Source organism: Pseudonocardia sp. ICBG162 (assembly GCF_020496225.1).
GTDB classification, from domain to species: Bacteria; Actinomycetota; Actinomycetes; order Mycobacteriales; family Pseudonocardiaceae; genus Pseudonocardia; species Pseudonocardia alni.
On sequence record NZ_JAHLJD010000013.1, the window covers coordinates 540,348 to 558,843 of the forward strand.

Annotated in this window: 13 protein-coding genes; 5 read left to right on the forward strand and 8 right to left on the reverse strand. The window is 76.0% G+C overall.

Annotated elements, in window-relative coordinates; all coding sequences use genetic code 11:
- Positions 1-53: 53 nt before the first annotated feature.
- Both KPL60_RS05905 and KPL60_RS05910 read right to left on the reverse strand, forming a co-directional pair.
- Entirely contained in the window at positions 54-1,757 is a 1,704-nt protein-coding gene (locus tag KPL60_RS05905) for an ABC-ATPase domain-containing protein (RefSeq protein ID WP_226365164.1), read from the reverse strand.
- An 85-nt stretch (positions 1,758-1,842) separates the two neighbouring features.
- Positions 1,843-2,523, reverse strand: coding sequence for a DUF4232 domain-containing protein (locus KPL60_RS05910; protein WP_226365165.1), 681 nt, complete (start codon positions 2,521-2,523; stop codon positions 1,843-1,845).
- Positions 2,524-2,673: 150 nt separating this feature from the next.
- Here KPL60_RS05910 and KPL60_RS05915 point away from each other — a divergent pair, with 150 nt between their 5' ends.
- Positions 2,674-3,771, forward strand: a complete 1,098-nt coding sequence (locus KPL60_RS05915; protein ID WP_226365166.1) for a DUF368 domain-containing protein — start codon at positions 2,674-2,676, stop codon at positions 3,769-3,771.
- A 37-nt stretch (positions 3,772-3,808) separates the two neighbouring features.
- Here KPL60_RS05915 and KPL60_RS05920 read toward each other — a convergent pair whose 3' ends face one another.
- Positions 3,809-5,332, reverse strand: a complete 1,524-nt coding sequence (locus KPL60_RS05920; protein WP_226365167.1) for a CoA transferase — start codon at positions 5,330-5,332, stop codon at positions 3,809-3,811.
- Positions 5,329-7,077: an acyclic terpene utilization AtuA family protein gene (locus KPL60_RS05925; RefSeq protein WP_226365168.1), complete on the reverse strand. Its 1,749-nt coding sequence runs from the start codon at positions 7,075-7,077 to the stop codon at positions 5,329-5,331. Before KPL60_RS05925 ends, KPL60_RS05920 begins: the two co-directional genes overlap by 4 nt.
- An 81-nt stretch (positions 7,078-7,158) precedes the next feature.
- Here KPL60_RS05925 and KPL60_RS05930 point away from each other — a divergent pair, with 81 nt between their 5' ends.
- Positions 7,159-8,064, forward strand: coding sequence for a LysR family transcriptional regulator (locus KPL60_RS05930; RefSeq protein ID WP_226365169.1), 906 nt, complete (start codon positions 7,159-7,161; stop codon positions 8,062-8,064).
- 37 nt (positions 8,065-8,101) lie between these two features.
- Here KPL60_RS05930 and KPL60_RS05935 read toward each other — a convergent pair whose 3' ends face one another.
- Positions 8,102-9,466 carry an MFS transporter gene (locus KPL60_RS05935; RefSeq protein WP_226365170.1) on the reverse strand — a complete coding sequence of 455 codons (1,365 nt, stop codon included), beginning with the start codon at positions 9,464-9,466 and terminating at the stop codon, positions 8,102-8,104.
- 153 nt (positions 9,467-9,619) lie between these two features.
- Positions 9,620-10,276 carry a TetR/AcrR family transcriptional regulator gene (locus KPL60_RS05940; protein ID WP_226365171.1) on the reverse strand — a complete coding sequence of 219 codons (657 nt, stop codon included), beginning with the start codon at positions 10,274-10,276 and terminating at the stop codon, positions 9,620-9,622.
- Positions 10,277-10,418: 142 nt separating this feature from the next.
- Here KPL60_RS05940 and KPL60_RS05945 point away from each other — a divergent pair, with 142 nt between their 5' ends.
- From KPL60_RS05945 to KPL60_RS05955, 3 genes are read left to right on the forward strand one after another with little or no spacing between them, the layout of a single operon-like run.
- A complete protein-coding gene (locus KPL60_RS05945; RefSeq protein WP_308016664.1) occupies positions 10,419-11,351 on the forward strand; it encodes a shikimate dehydrogenase in 933 nt (310 codons plus the stop codon).
- Positions 11,352-11,370: 19 nt separating this feature from the next.
- Positions 11,371-13,254, forward strand: coding sequence for a TIM barrel protein (locus KPL60_RS05950; protein WP_374228601.1), 1,884 nt, complete (start codon positions 11,371-11,373; stop codon positions 13,252-13,254).
- 45 nt (positions 13,255-13,299) lie between these two features.
- A complete protein-coding gene (locus KPL60_RS05955; RefSeq protein WP_226365172.1) occupies positions 13,300-14,067 on the forward strand; it encodes a PrsW family glutamic-type intramembrane protease in 768 nt (255 codons plus the stop codon).
- Between the two features lie 6 nt (positions 14,068-14,073).
- Here KPL60_RS05955 and KPL60_RS05960 read toward each other — a convergent pair whose 3' ends face one another.
- Together KPL60_RS05960 and gcvP are read right to left on the reverse strand one after the other, a co-directional pair.
- Entirely contained in the window at positions 14,074-15,459 is a 1,386-nt protein-coding gene (locus tag KPL60_RS05960; protein ID WP_226365173.1) for a chloride channel protein, read from the reverse strand.
- 53 nt (positions 15,460-15,512) lie between these two features.
- On the reverse strand, positions 15,513-18,404 hold the full coding sequence (gene gcvP, locus KPL60_RS05965) for an aminomethyl-transferring glycine dehydrogenase (protein WP_226365174.1): 2,892 nt from the start codon (positions 18,402-18,404) through the stop codon (positions 15,513-15,515).
- Positions 18,405-18,496: the final 92 nt, after the last annotated feature.

The following is an 18,496-nucleotide window of genomic DNA, read 5'->3' on the forward strand; positions in this document are numbered from 1 at the left end:
GGGTCCTCCGGTGACGGTGCGTCGGTGCACGTGCTCGGAGCGCACTGTAACAGTCAGATCTGACCGTTTCTGTGGAGGTGGGTCACACGAGCGGGTCGCAGTCGGTTCAGGGCGGCCGCGACCTCGTGCCGCCGCGGCACCGCGACGTCCACGGGGGCGCCCCGGGTGATCGCGTCGGGCCCCTCGCGGCGCACCGCCTCCTCCAGCCGGTCCAGGGCCTGGGCGAGGGTGACCCCGCGCAGGTCGAGGGCGGCCAGGGCGTACCCGACGCCGGTGGTCTGGCCGGGGTCGGCGAGCTGGGCGATCGCGGACAGGTCGATGTCGTCGGCGCCGAAGGTGAGCCGGCCGCGGCCACGGGCGGTGACCTTGCGCCGGCCGCGCACCGAGGCGTCCACGCTGCGGGGGTCGAACTCGCGGCGCGCGAACCCCGGGAACGCGGTGTCGCCCGCCTCGTCCGCCCGTCCGGCGATCTCCCGGGCCCGCCCGGTGACCTCGGAGGCGGCGTAGTCCTGCAGCAGGACCACCGTGTCGGCGCGGTCGAGGTACTCCCCCGACCCGCCCATCACGAGCACGGTGGACACCCCGTGCCCGCGGTGCAGCGGCCGGACCCGCTCGACGAAAGGGACCAGCGGCTCGGCCGGGATCAGCGCGCGCATCCGGTCGTCGCGGATCATGGCGTTGGTGGCGGCGGTGTCCTCGTCGATCAGCAGCACCCCGGCGCCGGCCTCCAGGGCCTCGACCGTGGCGGCGGCCTGCGACGTCGACCCGGACGCCGACTCCGTCGAGAAGTCGTCGGTGGGGTTGCCGGACGGCAGGCCGGTGACGAAGGCCGACACGTCGACGCGCTGCACCGAGCGCTCGTCCTCGGCGCGCACCGACACCGTGTCGGCACGGGCGACGACGAGCTCACGGCCGTCGCCGGGGACGTGGTCGTACACGCCGTTCTCCAGCGCGCGCAGCAGTGTGGACTTGCCGTGGTAGCCGCCGCCGACGATCAGCGTGACCCCCTCGGGGACGCCCATCCCGGTCACCGTGCCGCGGTGCGGGACGTCCAGGGTCACCCGCAGCTCCGGCGGGGAGACGAACGGGACCCCGCCGGCCAGCGGACGGTCGTCGACCCCGGAGGCCCGCGGCAGCACCGCGCCGTCGGCGACGAACCCGACCAGGCCACGACCGGCGAGCGCGTCGCGCAGGGCACCCGCGTCCTCGACGGTCTCCACGAACTCCTCGGCCGCGGCGGTGTCGGCGGTCTCCCAGCGCAGCGCGCCGAGCACGGCGCGGGGCAGCACGACCGTCACCGCGGCGGCCGCGGCCCAGCCGTCGATCCGGCGACCGCGGCCGGGCAGCGGGACCGACAGCTCGGCGACGACCGTGCCGTCGGGCCGGATGCGGACCGCGCTGCGGTCGAGCACCTCCTGGCCGCCCGCGTCGACCCGCAGGGTGCTGTGCTCCACGGCGCGGCGCAGGGCGCGGGCGAGGAACCCGCCGAGGGCACGCGCGCGGACGGGGCCGTAGTACAGGCCGGGCGGCAGTCCCGCCGTCCGGGCGGGCACGGTCACCCGCAGCCGCGACGGCGGCGCGAACGGGTCGGCCTGCACCGTCCGGATCTCGAGGTCGTAGCCGTCCTCACCCATCCAGACGCCGGTGAGGCCCTTGTAGGAGCGGTAGGAGGCGCCGTCGAGGTCCTGCAGCCGGTAGCCGAGCGCGGCGACGTCGCCACGCCGGCGGGGCGCGTCCGGGCGGTCGTGCGGGGTCATGCGGGGGTTCTCTCCTCCACCGTCGCGGCGGCCACCCGCGGACCCCGCCGGGCCCGGTCCGCGGCGGACCGGGCCCGGGCGCGGGTCAGCGCGCGGTGAACGCCTGGATCACCAGCTGGTCCCCGGGCGGGGTGGCGGCGCAGCCGGTGCCCTCCATCGGGACGAACAGCGAGTCGGTCTCGCCGGGCGGGTAGACGCGCAGGCCGCGCACGGCCGTCGGGCGGCAGGCCGCCTCGTCGAAGTTGCGCACGTTCACCACCCGCAGTGTCGCACCGGCGGTCCCGCCGGGGGCGAGGCGCACCGGGTCGCCGTGCCCGCCCTGCATCGCGGCGGCCGGGCCGATCTGGTGGCCGTCGTCGCCGCCGACGTAGGACACGCCCGGGAAGCCCCGCACGTAGCAGGTGCGGCCGCTCTGGTTGCGCAGCGTCAGCGTCACGTACGACGAGCCCGCGGCGCCGCCGCCCGGGTCGGCCGCGACCGAGCCGGCGAGCTCGGAGGTGTGGCAGCGCTCGTCGCCGCCCGCCTCGGCGCCACCGGTGCCGGTGTGGGTGCCACCGTTCCCGGCTCCCCCGGCCGACCCGGTGCCCCCGGCGTCGGACACCGGGGCGCTCGTCGTCGGCGCGGCGGCGCTCGGCGTGGCGGAGGCGCCGCCGGAACCGGCGGCCGCCGGCCAGTCGCCGCCGCTCCCGCAGCCGGCCAGCACGGCGCCGCAGGCGGCGATGGTCACGGCCCAGCGGGCGGTGCGGTGCAGGACGTACCCGTCCATGTCAGTCCCCCGATCGTCATGGTGTGTACGTCTCCTCGGACGTATCGGCACGCAACCGGTTGCCCCGATCCTTCGTGATGCGAACGAGGGTTCACCCGTCCGTTCCCGATCGTCGCCCGGTCGGTACCGTCCTGCCCTGTGTTGTCGCGTATGTCCGGTATCCATCTGGCCCGTGGGGCCGCGATCGGCGTGGTCGAGACCATCCCGGGGGTCAGCGGCGGGACCATGGCCCTGGTCGTCGGGATCTACGAGCGCCTGATCGCCCAGGGGGCCCACCTCGTCGGCGCGGCCCGGGGTCTGCTGCCGGGCGCGGCGGGCGGTGACGTGGCGCCCCGCGAGGAGCTGCGACGGCTGGACTGGGACCTGCTGCTGCCCGTCGCGCTGGGCATGGTGCTGGCGGTCCTGGCGGCGTCGCAGGTGCTCCCGGGACTGATCGAGGACCACCCCGTCGGCGCCCGGGCGGTGTTCCTGGGGATGGTCGCCGCGTCGGTGGCGGTCCCGCTGCGGATCACCGGGCGGCTGCGCGGGCTGCGGGAGTGGGCGCTGGTCGTCGTCGCGTTCGCGGGGACGTTCGCGGTCAGCGCGCTCCCCCCGGCCGTCGGCGACGGCCGCCCGCCGATGCCGCTGGTCGCGCTGGCCGCGGCGGTCGCGGTGTGCGCCCTGGTGCTGCCGGGCTTCTCCGGGTCGTTCCTGCTGCTGGTGTTCGGGCTCTACGAGCCGACCCTGCGCGCGGTGCGCGACCTCGACCTGGCCTACATCGCGGTGTTCGGGCTCGGCGCCGTGCTGGGGCTCGCGAGCTTCGTGTCGGTGCTGACCTGGCTGCTGGAGCACCACCGCCGCACCCTGATGGTGATCATGATCGGGGTGCTGCTGGGGGCGCTGCGGGCGCTGTGGCCCTGGCAGGACGACGCCCGCGGTGTCCTGGCGCCCGACCCGGGCTGGTGGTGGATGCTGCTGCCGGCCGCGGCCGGCGCCGCGGTCGTCCTGGCGATCATGGCCGTCGAGCGGCGGGTGGACGGGTCGGCGGCGCCGGCCGCCCCGGACGACGTCCCCGGCCACGCCCCCGAGCACGCCCCCGACCAGGCCGCGACCCAGGTCATGGACCGCGTCCCGGGCCCCGTCGCGGACCCGGGCGGGAACCGCGCCGTGAACCGCGCCGTGGACCGGACCGTGGACTCCGCCGTGGACGATGCCGACGTGACCCGCCCGATCCCCCGGGTGGAGCCGCCGCCGCGCCGCGACCGCTGAACGGCGGGCCCCGGACCCCGATGGCCGGGCGCCGGCCTCAGCGCTCCAGCCACTCCGGGCGTCCGGAGCCGCGCGGGACGAGCACCGTGCGGTATTCCCCCGGCGTCGCGCTCATCGTGACCTGGTCGGTCACCCCCTGGTAGTGCCCCAGCGGGGTCTGCGCGGTGAACGTCTCCGGGTCGGGGTAGGCGTGGCGCTCGCCGGTGCCCGCGACCTCGCGGGCGTAGCCGAGGTCGAGGACCCCGAGCTCCAGCATCCAGAGCGCGGCCCGGGCCAGCGACACCTCCACCGCCCAGGAGCCGCCCTCCACCGCGCGGCGGCGCAGCGCCGCCGCGACCCCGGCGGCGGTCAGCCAGGACACGATGTAGTCGTTGACGACCAGGATCGGCGAGAGCCGGGGCTGCACCGTCGGGTCGGTGGCCGAGCCGCCCTCCAGGGTCATCATCCCGACCAGGGTGCCCGCGGACTGGTCGAACCCGACGCGGTGCGCCCACGGCCCGACCGGCCCGTGCAGGGTGTTCGAGGCGTGCACGATGCCGGGCCGGACCGCGGCGGCGTCCTCGGCGGACAACCCGAGCCGGGCCAGGTAGCCGGGGCGGCGGTTGGCGTAGAACACGTCGGCGTCGGCGAGCAGCCCGCGCAGCAGCGCGGCGCCGTCGGCGGTGTGGGGGTCCACCGTGGCGGACCGGACGCCGACGTTCGCGGTGACGTAGGTGCTGTCGTGCTCGAACTCCGTGGGGCGCCAGATGTTGAGCACGTCCGCGCCGTGCAGGGCCAGCGCCCGGCCGGTCCCGGCGCCGGCGATGACGTGGCCCATCCCGAGCGCGCGCAGCCCGTCCAGCGGCAGGTCGGCGCGGCGGCGCCGCGGGAACGGTTCGGGCGGGGCGTCGCCGATGCGGCGCAGGGTGATCGGCGGGGTGCCGGCCAGCGCCGCGTGCTGCTCGGTCGCGAGCCACTCGGCGGGGGTGCGGGCCATCGGCATGACGATGCCGGCGTCGCTCGCGGCCGCCTCCAGATCGGCGGCGTCCCACCGGGCGACGGCGCCCGCGACGCCGCTCTCGGGCACCCCGAGGAAGGTCTCGGCCCGGGCCCGCAGTGCCGGGTAGGGGTTGAGCGGCATCACCCAGCGGTCGTCGCGGGTGCGGTGGAACCGGAACCCGAGCTCCTGGGAGGTGATCGCCGGGGCGGCGGCCGGGTAGCCGTTCACGAGCTCCCAGCGGCGGTCGTAGAACGGGCAGAGCCGGTGCGGGGCGCGGCGCACGTCGACGGTGACGTCCTGGCCGTCGCCGCCGCGGTCGCGGTGCACCGCGGCCATCCCGACCGACTTCGCGGCGAGCGCGACGGCCGCACCGCCGCCGAGGCGCAGCGCGCTGGGCACGACCGGGTCGGCGCCGACGAACGCGACCCGCCCGCCGGCGTCGGCGCCACTCATCCCGACGCAGCCCAGCAGCCCGTCGAGCGCGGCGCCGGGGTCGAAGGCGTCGTCGGCGGCGGGGGACGCGACGGTCGCGAGGATGCGCTCGGCAGTGGCGTCGCCGGTCGTGGCGGCGGAGCTGGTCATGCAGCGGGTCCTTCCACGTGCTTGGCCCGCAGGTACTCGCCCACGGACTTGCCGATCTGGTCCACGCGCAGGTTGGCCGAGCCGCCCGAGCCGAGCAGCCCGACGAGCACCAGGTGCACCGCGCGCAGGTGCGGGAACTCGTGGCGGACGATGCGGCCCCCCGCCTCGGGGAGCAGCGCGGCCGCCCGCTCGGTGGTCAGGGTGGCACGCAGCCACTCCCAGTGCGCGGGGTCGCGGCACCAGACGCCCACGTTGGCGTTGCCGCCCTTGTCCCCCGCCCGGGCCCACGTGTACTCGCCCAGCTCGGCGCGCGGCCCGGTCGGTGCGGGCAGGTCCGGGTCCGGGTGCACCGGTTGCGCGGTCTCCTCCGGGGTGGCGGTCCGGCCGGCGCGCGGGACCTCGACCCGGCTGCCGTCGTCGAGGACGGCGTTGTGGTCGAGCAGCGCGGACTCCAGCAGCGCGGGCCAGTACTCGATCCGCGGCCACGGCTGCGACGCCCGCGGCGCGTGCCCGTCGTGGTGGAAACCGGGGAACCCCTGCAGGTAGAGCGACCCGACGGCGGGGGCGAACCGGAGCAGCGGCTCCTTCTCCCGCGCGGTCGCGATCACCCGGATCGGGACGGTCGCCGCCCACTGGGTCGGCGGGTCGACCGCGGCGACGCCGAGCGGGGTGACCTCGAGGGAGTCGACGTGCCCCTCCAGCGCGGCACGCAGCTGGTTGCGCAACAGCTCCACCTTGCCCTCGACGTCGGGGGCGGTGCAGAACAGCATCGTGGAGATCTCGTAGCCGATCGGGGCGAACACCGCGACCTTCGCCGTGGGCGGCGGCGGGGACCCGGTGACGGGGCCGATCGCGACCCTGTCCGGGCCCTCCTGGCTCAGCCGCACGGTGTCGAGGTGCACGGTGACGTCGGGGTTCAGGTAGCGGGGTCCCTGGATCTCGTAGAGCAGCTGCGCGGTGACGGTGTCCACGGTGACCGTGCCGCCGTCGCGGGCGTGTTTGGTGATCACCGAGGAGCCGTCGGCCGCGACCTCGGCGACCGGGAAGCCGGGGCGCAGCATCCCGGGCACCGACCGGAACCCGGAGAAGTTCCCGCCGGTGGCGTGCGCACCGCACTCGATGACGTGCCCGGCGGTGACCGCACCGGCCAGCGCGTCGAACTCGTCGGGGCCCCAGCCGTGCCACCAGGCGGCCGGTCCGGCGGTGAGCGAGGCGTCGGTGACCCGCCCGGTCACGACGACGTCGGCGCCGGCGGCCAGCGCCGCGGCGATCCCGAAGCCGCCCAGGTAGGCGTTCGCGGTGATCGGGGCGAACCCCCAGTCCTTGAGCGGGGCGCCGGTGTCGAGGTGTTCCAGCCCGTGGCCGTCGGCGTGGAAGTCGGCGAGCCGGTCGTACACGCCGTCCCCCGCGACGTGCGCGACCCGCAGCGACAGCCCGGCCGCCGCGATCCGGGCGCGCAGCTCCTGCGCCATCCCGGCCGGGTCGAACCCGCCCGCGTTGGTGACGACCCGGATCCCGCGCCGGGCGATCTCGGGCAGGTGCGGGGTGAGCTGGTCCAGGGCGTAGGCGACGTAGCCGGGACCGCCGCGCCCGGCCGCGGCGGCGAGCGCGGCGAGGGTGATCTCGGCGAGGTAGTCGCCCATCAGGACGTCGACCGGGTCACCGGCCATCGCCTCGTCGACGGCGGTGTACCGGTCACCGAGGTAGCCGGAGACGTTCGCGATGCGTACGGGACGGGAGGCCATGCCGGTCACGGTAGGCCGCCGTTCAGGGCCGTGACCAGGACCGATGCGTGCAGGCGGGCGTGACCTCTAGGGTCATGCTCCGTGGAGCTGTTCCATCTGCGGTACTTCCTCGCCGTCGCCGACGAGCTGAACCTGACCCGGGCGGCGGCCCGGCTGCACCTGGCCGCGTCGCCGTTGTCGCGGCGGGTCCGCGACCTGGAGCGGGAGCTCGGCGCGCCGCTGTTCACCCGCTCCGCGCGCGGGATGGCGCTCACCGCGGCCGGGCGGGCGCTGCTGCCGCGGGCCCGCGACATCGTGGCCCGGGTGGAGGCGCTGCCCGGTGCGCTGGCGGCCGCGGACGGGCATCCGGTCGTCGTGGTGGGGATGGCGCCGGACGTGACCGCGGCGGTCCGCGACGGGTTCCTGGAACGGCTGCGGGCCGCCCGCCCGGAGCTGGCGGTGCGGATCCGCCCGGGGACCAGCGCGGAGCTGGCCCGCGCGGTCGCCCGCCGCGAGCTGGACCTGGCGTTCGTGCACGGCGGTGGCGACGACCCCGGGCTGGTCGTACGGCGGGTGGACACCCGGCCGGCCGCCGTCGCCGTCGGGCACGGGCGGGGTTTCGACGACCGCACCGAGGTCCGCCTCGAGGAGCTGGCGGAGCTGCCGTACGTGTCCATCCGCTACGACGCCGCCCCCGCGGTCTACCGGGCCACCGGGGAGCTGCTGGCCCGCCGCGGCGTGCACCGGCGGATCGAGCTCGACACCCACAACCCCGGCGACCTGACCCACGTCGTCGCGGCCGGGGAGGCGTTCACGCTGGTCGGGCTGGGGTCGGGGGCGACGCACAAGGCGTTCGTCGGGGAGCCGGTGCACGTGCTGCCGGTGACCGGGGCGCAGGTGCGGCTGGGCACCGACGCGGTGTGGCGCGCCGACCGGGCCGCCGACCCCGGCGACGTCGTCGGGGTGCTGGCGGCCGCGGCCGGGACGCCGACGGGCCCCGTGGCGTGACGCCACGGGGCCCGCCGCGGGACGGCTGCGGTGCGGGTCAGACGCGGGCCGGGACCCGGTCGCGGGCCTCGTAGCCGGCCTCGATCTCGTCGAGGGTCAGGTGCGCGGTCTCCCGGGCCGACCAGGCCGCCGCCGCCGCGACCAGGCAGATCACGCCGCCGAACACGGCGACCGGCAGCCAGCCGCTGACACTGTTCGCGGCCAGGGCGGCCGCGATGGTCGGGGCGAACCCGCCGAACGCGAAGCCGATCTGGGTGCCGACGGCCATGCCGGTCAGGCGGACCTTGGCCGGGAACATCTCGCCGTAGAACGAGGGCCACACGCCGTTGGCGGCGCTGTAGACGATCCCCGACAGCAGGATGCCGACGCCGAAGACCAGCAGGTAGACCCCGGTGGACACGGCCCACAGGTAGGCGGCGAGCAGCACCGCGCTGCCCAGCGCCCCGGCGACGAACACCGGGCGGCGGCCGACCCGGTCGGCGAGCGTGGCGAACAGCGGGATGGCGGCGAGGGCGACGACGTTGGCGCTCACGACGACCCACAGCATGGTCGAGCGCTCCAGGCCGACGGTGTTGACCGCGAACGACAGCGCGAACACCGTCATCAGGGTGCTGACCGAGGCCACGGTCGCGGCGAGGGTGACGCGCAGCAGGTTCGGCCAGTGGCCGCGGAACAGCGCGGCGATCGGGAGCTGCTCCTTGCTCCGCGGCGCACCGTCGGTGGTGGCCACCTCGGCGGTGAAGACCGGGGTCTCGTGCAGGGTCCGCCGGATCAGCACACCGGCGACCATGACGAGCACGCTCGCCCAGAACGGGACCCGCCAGCCCCAGGACAGCAGGGCGTCCTCGGGCAGCAGCGCGATCGGCAGGAACACCGCGGTCGCGATGATCTGCCCGCCCTGGGTGCCGGACAGGGTGAAGCTGGTGAAGAACGCGCGCCGGTGCTGCGGCGAGTGCTCCAGCGTCATGGAGTTCGCGCCCGCCTGCTCACCGCCCGCGGACAGGCCCTGCAGCAGCCGGCAGGTCACCAGCAGCGCCGGGGCGAGCGCGCCGACCTGGCCGTAGGTCGGCAGGAAGCCGATGGCCAGCGTCGCGACGCCCATCATCATCAGGGTCGCGACCAGCACCTTCTTGCGGCCGAGGCGGTCACCGATGTGGCCGAACAGGACCGCGCCGAGCGGGCGGGCGACGTAGCCGAAGCCGAAGGTGGCCAGCGACAGCAGCGTGCCGGCGACCGGGCTGGAGTCGGGGAAGAACACCTTGTTGAACACCAGCGCCGCGGCGGTGCCGTAGATGAAGAAGTCGTAGTACTCCAGGGCGCTGCCGATCCACGCGGCCAGGGCGGCCCGTGTCGGTTGCGCCTGCGGCGCGGTCGGCGCGGCGGCGGACGGTTGCTGGCTCACGGTGGCTCCCGGCGTGTGCGACGTTGCAGGCACTTGTGGTCACGGTCGACGGCTCCCGGGCGGCGAGCCGCTCGCTTATGTACCGTCTGGTTACGTACCGAATAGTGAGTTGCGCGTCGACACGTGTCAAGACCCGGATGGACGCCGGTGCCGTCAGTCCTGCCCGACGCGGGCGGTCAGGTACTCCACCACCAGGTCACCGACCATGCGGCGGTAGTGCCCGCGCCGCTCCGGGTCCAGCAGGTCCCGCCCGAAGATCGCCGAGACGGTGTGCCGGTTGGCCACCCGGAACACGCAGAACGAGCTGATCAGTACGTGGACGTCGAAGGCGTCGACGTCGTCGCGGAACAGCCCGGTCTCCCGGCCACGGGCCAGGATGGACTCGAGCACGCCGACCGCGGGCCCGGCGAGCCCCTCGCGCAGCGGGGAGGACCGCAGGTGCTCGGCGTGGTGGATGTTCTCGATCGCGACCAGCCGGATGAAGTCCGGGTGCGCCTCGTGGTGGTCGAAGGTCAGCTCCGCGACCGCCCGCACCGCCCGTGCCGGGTTGAGGTCCGACACCGAGAGCTGCTGCTCCAGTGCCCGGATGCCGGTGTAGGCGCGTTCGAGAACCGCCAGGTAGAGGCCCTGCTTCGAGCCGAAGTAGTAGTAGAGCATCCGCTTGGTGGTCCGGGTGCGCGCGGCGATCTCGTCGACCCGCGCCCCGGCGAGTCCCCGGTCGGCGAACTCCGCGGTCGCCTCGTCCAGGATCTCGGTGCGGGTGCGCTCGGCGTCGCGCTGCCGGACGCCGTCCTCCGGTGCCGCTGCCACTGCGGTCCCCCTCCGCCGCTCCGCGCCGACGGGATCCCGGCGGCGTCCCCGGACTCTACGGATCGTCGGCCGTTCCCCCTGGCCGATCCGTCCGCCGTCCGGTACAACTAACTGTACGGTACATAAATCCGAGGAGGGATCCGTGCGGAGCAGCAGCGAGACCCGGCGCGACACCGACGCCACCGGAACCGGCACACGGGTGCGGACGGGGTTGATCGGCGCCGGCATCGGTCCGTCGCTGTCGCCCGCCCTGCACGAGCGCGAGGGCGCCGCGCACGGCCTGGACCTGACCTACGAGCGCTTCGACCTCGACGTCCTCGGGGTGTCCCCGGACGCCGTCGGCGACCTGCTCCGCCGGGCGCGCGCCCAGGGCCACGCGGGGCTCAACGTCACCCACCCCTGCAAGCAGCGGGTGATCGGCCACCTCGACGCCCTCTCCCCGGACGCCGCCGCGATCGGCGCGGTCAACACCGTCGTCATCGGTGCGGACGGCTTGCTGACCGGGCACAACACCGACTGGACCGGGTTCCGCGACGGCTGGCGGGCCGGGCTGCCCGGCGCCGCGACCGGCCGGGTCGTGCTGCTGGGCGCCGGGGGCGCCGGCGCCGCGGCCGCCTACGCCATGGCCCGCGAGGGCGTCGGCGTCCTGCAGGTCGTCGACGTCGACGGGGACCGCGCCGCCGCGCTCGCCGCGTCGGTGACCCCGCACCTGGCCCCGGGCGCGCAGGCCACCGGGCACCCGCTGCCGGAGCTGGCCGCGCTGCTCCCCGGGGCCGACGGCCTCGTGCACGCCACCCCGGTGGGGATGGCCGAGCACCCCGGCCTGCCGTTCGACCCCGCGCTGCTCGCGACCCGCCCGTGGGTCGCCGAGATCGTCTACCGGCCGCTGGACACCGCGCTGCTGGCCGCCGCACGCGCCGCGGGCTGCCGCACCGTCGACGGCGGCGCGATGGCCGTGCACCAGGCCGCGGAGGCGTTCCGGCTGTTCACCGGCGTCGCACCGGACCCGGCCCGGATGCTCGCCCACCTCGCCGAGCTGATCACCGCCGAGCAGGAGGCCGCCCGTGTCGCCTGAGACCGCACCCACCGGAGCCGTGCCCACCGCAACCGTGCCCACCGGGACCCCGGCCGGGCAGACCACGCAGCCCGGGATCGCGCGCCTGTCGCTGGCCACGGTCTGCCTGTCCGGCACGCTGGAGGACAAGCTCGCCGCCGCCGCGACCGCCGGGTTCGACGGCGTCGAGATCTTCGCGCCGGACCTGCTCGCCGACCCCGGGTCCCCGGCCGCGATCGGCGCCCGCTGCCGCGACCTGGGCCTGTCGGTGGACCTCTACCAGCCGCTGCGCGACATCGACTCGACCGACCCCGGCCGGTTCGCGGCGAACCTGCGCCGCGCGGACGCGACCTTCGAGGTCATGGCGGGTCTCGGCGCCGACACCGTGCTGGTGTGCTCCTCGGTGTCCCCCGACGCCGTCGACCCCGCCGCCGACGCCGACCTGCTCGCCGCCCAGCTGCACACCCTCGCCGCCCGCGCGCACGAGCGCGGGCTGCGCATCGCCTACGAGGCGCTCGCCTGGGGCAGGCACGTCGACACCTGGGACGCCTCCTGGGACGCCGTGCGCACCGCCGACCACCCCGCGCTCGGCCTCTGCCTGGACTCCTTCCACATCCTGGCCCGCGGCTCGGACCCGGCCCCGATCGCCGAGGTCCCCGGGGAGAAGCTGTTCTTCCTGCAGCTCGCCGACGCCCGGGAGCTGTCGATGGACGTGCTGTCCTGGAGTCGTCACCACCGGCTGTTCCCCGGCCAGGGCGGGTTCGACCTGCCCGCGTTCCTCGCCCCCGTGCTGGCCGCCGGGTACGCCGGACCGCTGTCGCTGGAGGTGTTCAACGACGTCTTCCGCCAGTCCGACCCGGTCCGCACCGCCGTCGACGCCCGCCGCTCGCTGATCGCCCTCGCCGAGGCCACCGCCCGCGCCGGCGCCGGGACCGACCCCGTCGGCACCGCGGCCCCCGCCCTGGGCGGGACGGCGTTCGTCGAGCTCACCGCGGGCCCCGAGCTGGGACGGGTGCTGCGTGCGCTCGGGTTCAGCCGCACCGGGGTGCACCGCACCAAGCAGGTCGAGCGCTTCGAGCAGGGCGCCGCGCGGCTGCTGGTGAACGCGGCGGGCGACGGCACGGGCGCGGTCGCCGCGATCGCCGTCGAGTCCGCCGACCCGGACGCCGCCGCCCGCCGCGCGGCCCGGCTGTGCGCCGCCCCCGTCCCGCGCGTCACCGGGCCGGGCGAGGCCGACCTCGCCGGGATCACCGCACCGGACGGCACCGCGGTGTTCCTGTGCCGCACCACCGGGGACCCCGCGGGGGCCTGGCCGCACGACTTCGTCGCCGTCGACGAGGCCCCCTCCCCCGGCACCGGGATCACCGGCATCGACCACATCGGGCTCACCCAGCCCTACGACGCGTTCGACGAGGCGGTGCTGTTCCACCGCACCGTGCTCGGCCTCGACACGGTCGGCGACGGCGAGTACGCGGCCCCGTTCGGCCTGGTCCGCAGCCGCGCCCTCGCCGACCCCCACCGACGGGTCCGGCTCGCCCTGACCGTGTCGGTGCTGCGGCGCGGCGGCTGGAGCCCGGCCGTCGCCGACCCGCAGTACGTGGCCCTGGCCTGCGACGACGTGCTCGCCACCGCGGCCGCTGCCCGCGCCGCGGGGGTGCCGCTGCTCCGGGTGCCCGCGAACTACCACGACGACCTCGCCGCCCGCCTCGACCTGCCGGCGGCGACCGTCGAGGTCTACCGCGAGCTGGGCGTCCTGCACGACCGCGACGACCACGGCGACTACCTGCAGGTGTGCACCGAGCTGCTCGGCGGGCGGCTGTTCCTCGCCCTGGTCCAGCGCACCGGCACCCACGACGGGCACGGCTGGGCCGACGCCCCGGTGCGGATGGCGGCGCACCGCCGGTCCCGGCTCGCCCGGGTCTGAGCGGCGCCGCTACCGTCCCGACGTCCGTCGCGGAGGGAGTCGCAGGTGCGTCGCTGGGGTTGGCTGGTCGTCCTGGTCGTGGGACTGGTGCTCTTCGAGGCGGTGCGACGGGTCCTGCTGGTCACCCAGAACCCGAACCTCGTCCCGTCGCTGATCCTGCTCGGGGCCGCGGTCGCCCCGGCCGCGTTCGTGACCTTCGTGCTGGGGCGACGGCTGGACTACTCGATCGGCGCCGGGCCGATCGCGCTGGTCGCGTTCCTCGGCGGGGTCGTCGGCGTCGTCGCGGCGGGGCTGCTGGAGTTCGACGCGATGCGCTCGCTCGGCACGCTGCCGATGCTCGGCGTCGCGCTGATCGAGGAGTCGGCCAAGCTCGTCGCGCCGCTGCTGGTGCTGCTGCTGACCGCCCGCCGCGGGCACCCCGCGGACGGCCTGCTGGTCGGGGTCGCGTCCGGGGCGGGCTTCGCCGCGCTGGAGACGATGGGCTACGGCTTCGTCGTGCTGGTCCGTTCCAACGGCGACCTCGGCGCGGTCGACGACGTCCTGCTCCTGCGCGGCGTGCTCAGCCCGGCCGCGCACATGGCGTGGACCGGGCTCACCGCGGCGGCGCTCTGGTACGCGGCACGGCGGCGCACCGGCCGGGCCGCCGGGCGTGCGCTGCTGGTGTTCGTGCTGGCCGTGGCGCTGCACACCACCTGGGACAGCGTCGGCGGGTTCGTCGCCTACGGCGTGCTCGCCGTGGTCAGCCTGGGTCTGCTCACCGGGTTCGCGCACCGGCTGCCGCACCGCGCCCCGGGCACCGCGCTGCCCGCCTGACCCGTCTCAGGTGGTCTGATCGGCCGTGGGCTGCGCGGCCAGGCGCGCCGAGTAGATCGAGTACCCGTCGAGCCACCGGGCCACCGCGGTCGCCACCAGCGTCGCGGCGACCAGCGGGACGGCGATCCCGAACCCGGTGCCGGTCAGCTCCAGCACCAGCACCAGACCGGCCAGCGGCGCCTGCATCCCGGCCCCGATCATCGCGGCCGCCCCGACCAGGGCGAACGTGCCGACCGGGGTGCCCGGCCACAGCGCCGACCAGGCCCCGCCCAGCGCGGCCCCGAGCACCGCGCCGGTGCACAGCGTCGGGGTGAACAGCCCGCCGGACGCGCCGCTGCCCAGGCACATCGCCGTCACCAGCGGCTTCAGCACGGCCAGCGCCGCGAACAGCAGCAGCGCCCCGCCGCCGAGGAAGGCCTGCTCGGCCAGGTCCGCGCCGTTGCCGTAGAGCTGCGGGAACGCCAGCCCGGCCACACCGAGCAGCCCGAACGCGACGACCGGGGCGGCGATCCGCCACCACGTCCGCCGGGGGCCATGGTGCGACACGAACCCGATCAGCCGGACCCAGCCGGTCGCCAGCACCCCGATCAGCACGCCCGCGGGCACCGCCCACACCAGCAGCGACGGCGTCGTCACCGGGACCGGGAGGCCGGGGTAGACCGGCCCGGCGGGCAGGTACAGCCAGGCGACGACGGTGGCGGTCGCGGTGCAGGCCAGCGCGGGCAGCACCACCGGCAGCCGCACGGTGCCGACGAGCACCTCGGCGGTGAACAGCGCCCCGCCCAGCGGTACGTCGTAGACGCAGGCCAGCCCGGCGCCCGCGCCGCAGGCGACCAGCAGCCGTCGCTGCTCGAGCGACAGACCGCCCCAGCCGGCCAGGACCGCGCCCCACACCCCGCCCATCAGCTTGGGCGCGGCCTCCCGGCCGAGCGAGGCGCCCAGCCCGACCACGACCTCCGACAGCGCCGCGGTGCCGGTGCTGCGGCGCACCCCGAGCCGCGCGTCGCCGGTCCAGATCGCGTCGTCGACGTCGGTGCGGCCGGGGACGAACCGGCGCAGCAGGTACCCGCCGACCCCGGCGACGAGCCCCGCCACCAGCAGCGGCCACACCCGCCCCCAGGCGTCGGCCCGCTCGACCGCCGCCTGGAAGCCCTCCGCCGCCCCGGACCCCCAGGCCCACTCCGACACCGCGTGCAGCAGCGCCATCAGCACGATCCCGGACAGCCCGGCGGCCACCCCGGTCACGACGAGCAGCAGCCAGAACCGGACGGTCAGCGGCGACGCGCCGTCGCCGCTGACGTTGGGCTGGTCGGTGGCGGCCCGCTTCGACCCGACGCGCGTCCGCAGGACGGGGGCGGGGACCCGGAGGCGCTCACTCGGTCGGCGTGACACCCCGCCATGATCCCCGCCCTGTCCGGACATTCGCCCGGCGGGCCGGTGCCGGCTCAGGCGAAGGCGTCCGGCGGCGGGCAGGAGCAGACCAGGTTCCGGTCGCCGTGGGCGCCGTCGATCCGGCGCACCGGCGGCCACACCTTCCGGTCGTGCACGCCCGGGGTGACCCCGGTCGGGTACGCGGCCAGCTCCCGCGGGTACGGGTGGTCCCACTTGTCGTCGGCCAGGCAGGCCGCGGTGTGCGGGGCGTTCCGCAGCGGGTTGTCCTCGGCGGGCCACTCCCCCGCGGCGACCCGGTCGATCTCACCGCGGATCGACACCATCGCGGCGACGAACCGCTCGATCTCGGCGAGGTCCTCGGACTCGGTCGGCTCGACCATCAGCGTCCCGGCCACCGGGAAGGACATGGTCGGGGCGTGGATGCCGTGGTCGATGAGCCGCTTGGCGACGTCGTCGACGGTCACCCCGGTCTCCTTGGTCAGCGTGCGCAGGTCGAGGATGCACTCGTGGGCGACCGTGCCGTCGGCGCCCGCGTAGAGAACCGGGAAGTGCTCCCGCAGCCGGGTGGCGACGTAGTTGGCGGCCGCCACCGCGGTCAACGTGGCGCGGCGCATCCCGTCCAGGCCCATCATCCGCAGGTAGGCCCAGGAGATCGGCAGGACGCCGGGCGAACCGAAGCGGGCGGCGGACACCGGGCCGACACCGCCGTCGGACCGGGGCGTGCGCCCGGGCAGGAACGGCGCCAGGTGCTCGGCCACCGCGACCGGGCCCACGCCCGGCCCACCGCCGCCGTGCGGGATGCAGAAGGTCTTGTGCAGGTTGAGGTGGCTGACGTCGCCGCCGAAGGCCCCCGGACGGGCGACCCCGACCAGCGCGTTGAGGTTGGCGCCGTCGACGTACACCTGGCCGCCGGCGTCGTGCACCGCGGCGCACACGTCGCGGACCCCGGCCTCGTAGACGCCGTGCGTCGACGGGTAGGTGATCATCAACGCGGCGAGCCGGTCGCCGTGCTCGGCGATCTTCGCGTGCAGGTCGTCGAGGTCGACGTCGCCGCCCGGTGCGGTCCCGACGACGACCACCCGCAGCCCGGCCATGATCGCCGAGGCGGCGTTGGTGCCGTGCGCGGAGGCCGGGATCAGGCAGACGTCGCGGTCGGTCTCACCGCGGCTGCGGTGGTACGCGGCGATGGCGAGCAGCCCGGCGAGCTCGCCCTGGCTGCCCGCGTTGGGCTGCAGCGACACCGCGGCGTAGCCGGTGAGGTCGGCCAGCCAGGTCTCCAGCTGGTCGATCATCTCCCGGGTGCCGGCGGTGTCGGACTCCGGCGCGAGCGGGTGCAGGTCGGCGAACTGCGGCCAGGTCACCGCCTCCATCTCGGCGGCGGCGTTGAGCTTCATGGTGCACGAGCCCAGCGGGATCATCGTGCGGTCCAGCGCGAGGTCGGCGTCGGCGAGGCGGCGCAGCCAGCGCATCAGCGCGGTCTCGGACCGGAACTCGTGGAACGTCGGGTGCGTGAGGTACTCGCTCGCGCGGCGCAGGCCCGCGGGCAGCGCGTCGGCGGTGTCCCCGTCGAGCGCGGCCACGTCCACCCCGGTGACGCCGAACGCCGCCCACACCGCGTGCAGGTGCGCCACGGTGGTGATCTCCGAGGTGGCGACGCCGACCTCGTCGTCCGAGGCGCGGCGCAGCGCGATCCCGGCGTCGTGCGCGGCGGCGACGACGGCGTCGGCGCGGCCGGGGACGCGGGCGAGCACGGAGTCGAAGAACGCGTCGTGGACGATCTCCACCCCGCCCGAGCGCAGACCGGCGGCGAGCACCGCGGCCATCCGGTGGGTGCGGGTGGCGATCTCGCGGAGCCCGTCCGGGCCGTGGTGCACCCCGTAGCAGGCGGCCATGACCGCGAGCAGGACCTGCGCGGTGCAGATGTTGGAGGTGGCCTTCTCCCGGCGGATGTGCTGCTCACGGGTCTGCAGCGCCAGGCGCAGGGCGTAGTGGCCGTCGGCGTCGCGGGAGACCCCGACCAGGCGCCCCGGCAGCTGACGGGCATGCTTCTGCCCGACCGAGAGGTAGCTGGCGTGCGGGCCGCCGAAGCCGAGCGGCACCCCGAAGCGCTGGGTGGACCCGACCGCGGCGTCCGCGCCGAGCTCCCCGGGCGGGGTGAGCAGGGTCAGGGCCAGCAGGTCCGCGGCGACGGCGACGAGCGCCCCGCGCCCGTGCGCCGCCTCGACCAGCGCCGACGGGTCGGCGACCCGGCCCGACGCGCCCGGGTAGGACAGCAGCACCCCGAAGAACTCGCCCTCGGGCAGCACGCCGTCGCCGAGGTCGGCGACGACCAGCTCGATGCCGAGCGGCTCGGCGCGGGTGCGCAGCACGTCCACGGTCTGGGCGACGGTGTCGGCGTCGACGACGAACCGCGGGCTGGTCGAGCGGTTGGCCCGGCGCAGCAGCGTCATCGCCTCGGCGGCGGCGGTGGCCTCGTCGAGCAGCGAGGCGCCGGCGACCGGCAGCCCGGTCAGGTCGGACACCATCGTCTGGAAGGTCAGCAGGGCCTCGAGCCTGCCCTGGCTGATCTCGGGCTGGTACGGCGTGTACGCGGTGTACCAGGCCGGGTTCTCCAGCACGTTGCGGCGGATCACCGACGGGGTGCGGGTGCCGTGGTAGCCGTAGCCGATCATCGGGACGGTGACGGTGTTGCGCCCGGCCAGCTCGCGCAGCTCGGCGAGCATCTCGGCCTCGCCGACCGGCGCGGGCAGCGACGCGCCGACCGGTCCGTCGTCGCGGATGGTGTCGGGCAGCGCGCGGGCGGCGAGCGCTTCGAGGGAGTCGACGCCCAGCACCTCCAGCATCCGGGCCAGGTCACCGGGCCGGGGCCCGATGTGGCGCTCGGCGAACGGGAGCCCCCGCTCCAGCTCGGCGAGGGTGGGACGGTGCTCGGACGTCGGGCTCACGGCGCCTCCGGAGGTCGTCGGGCGGATCGGGACAGGGCAACTCGCCCCTCCCCCTCTGTCCGTACCCGCGGAACGGGCGCCTGAGAGATTCA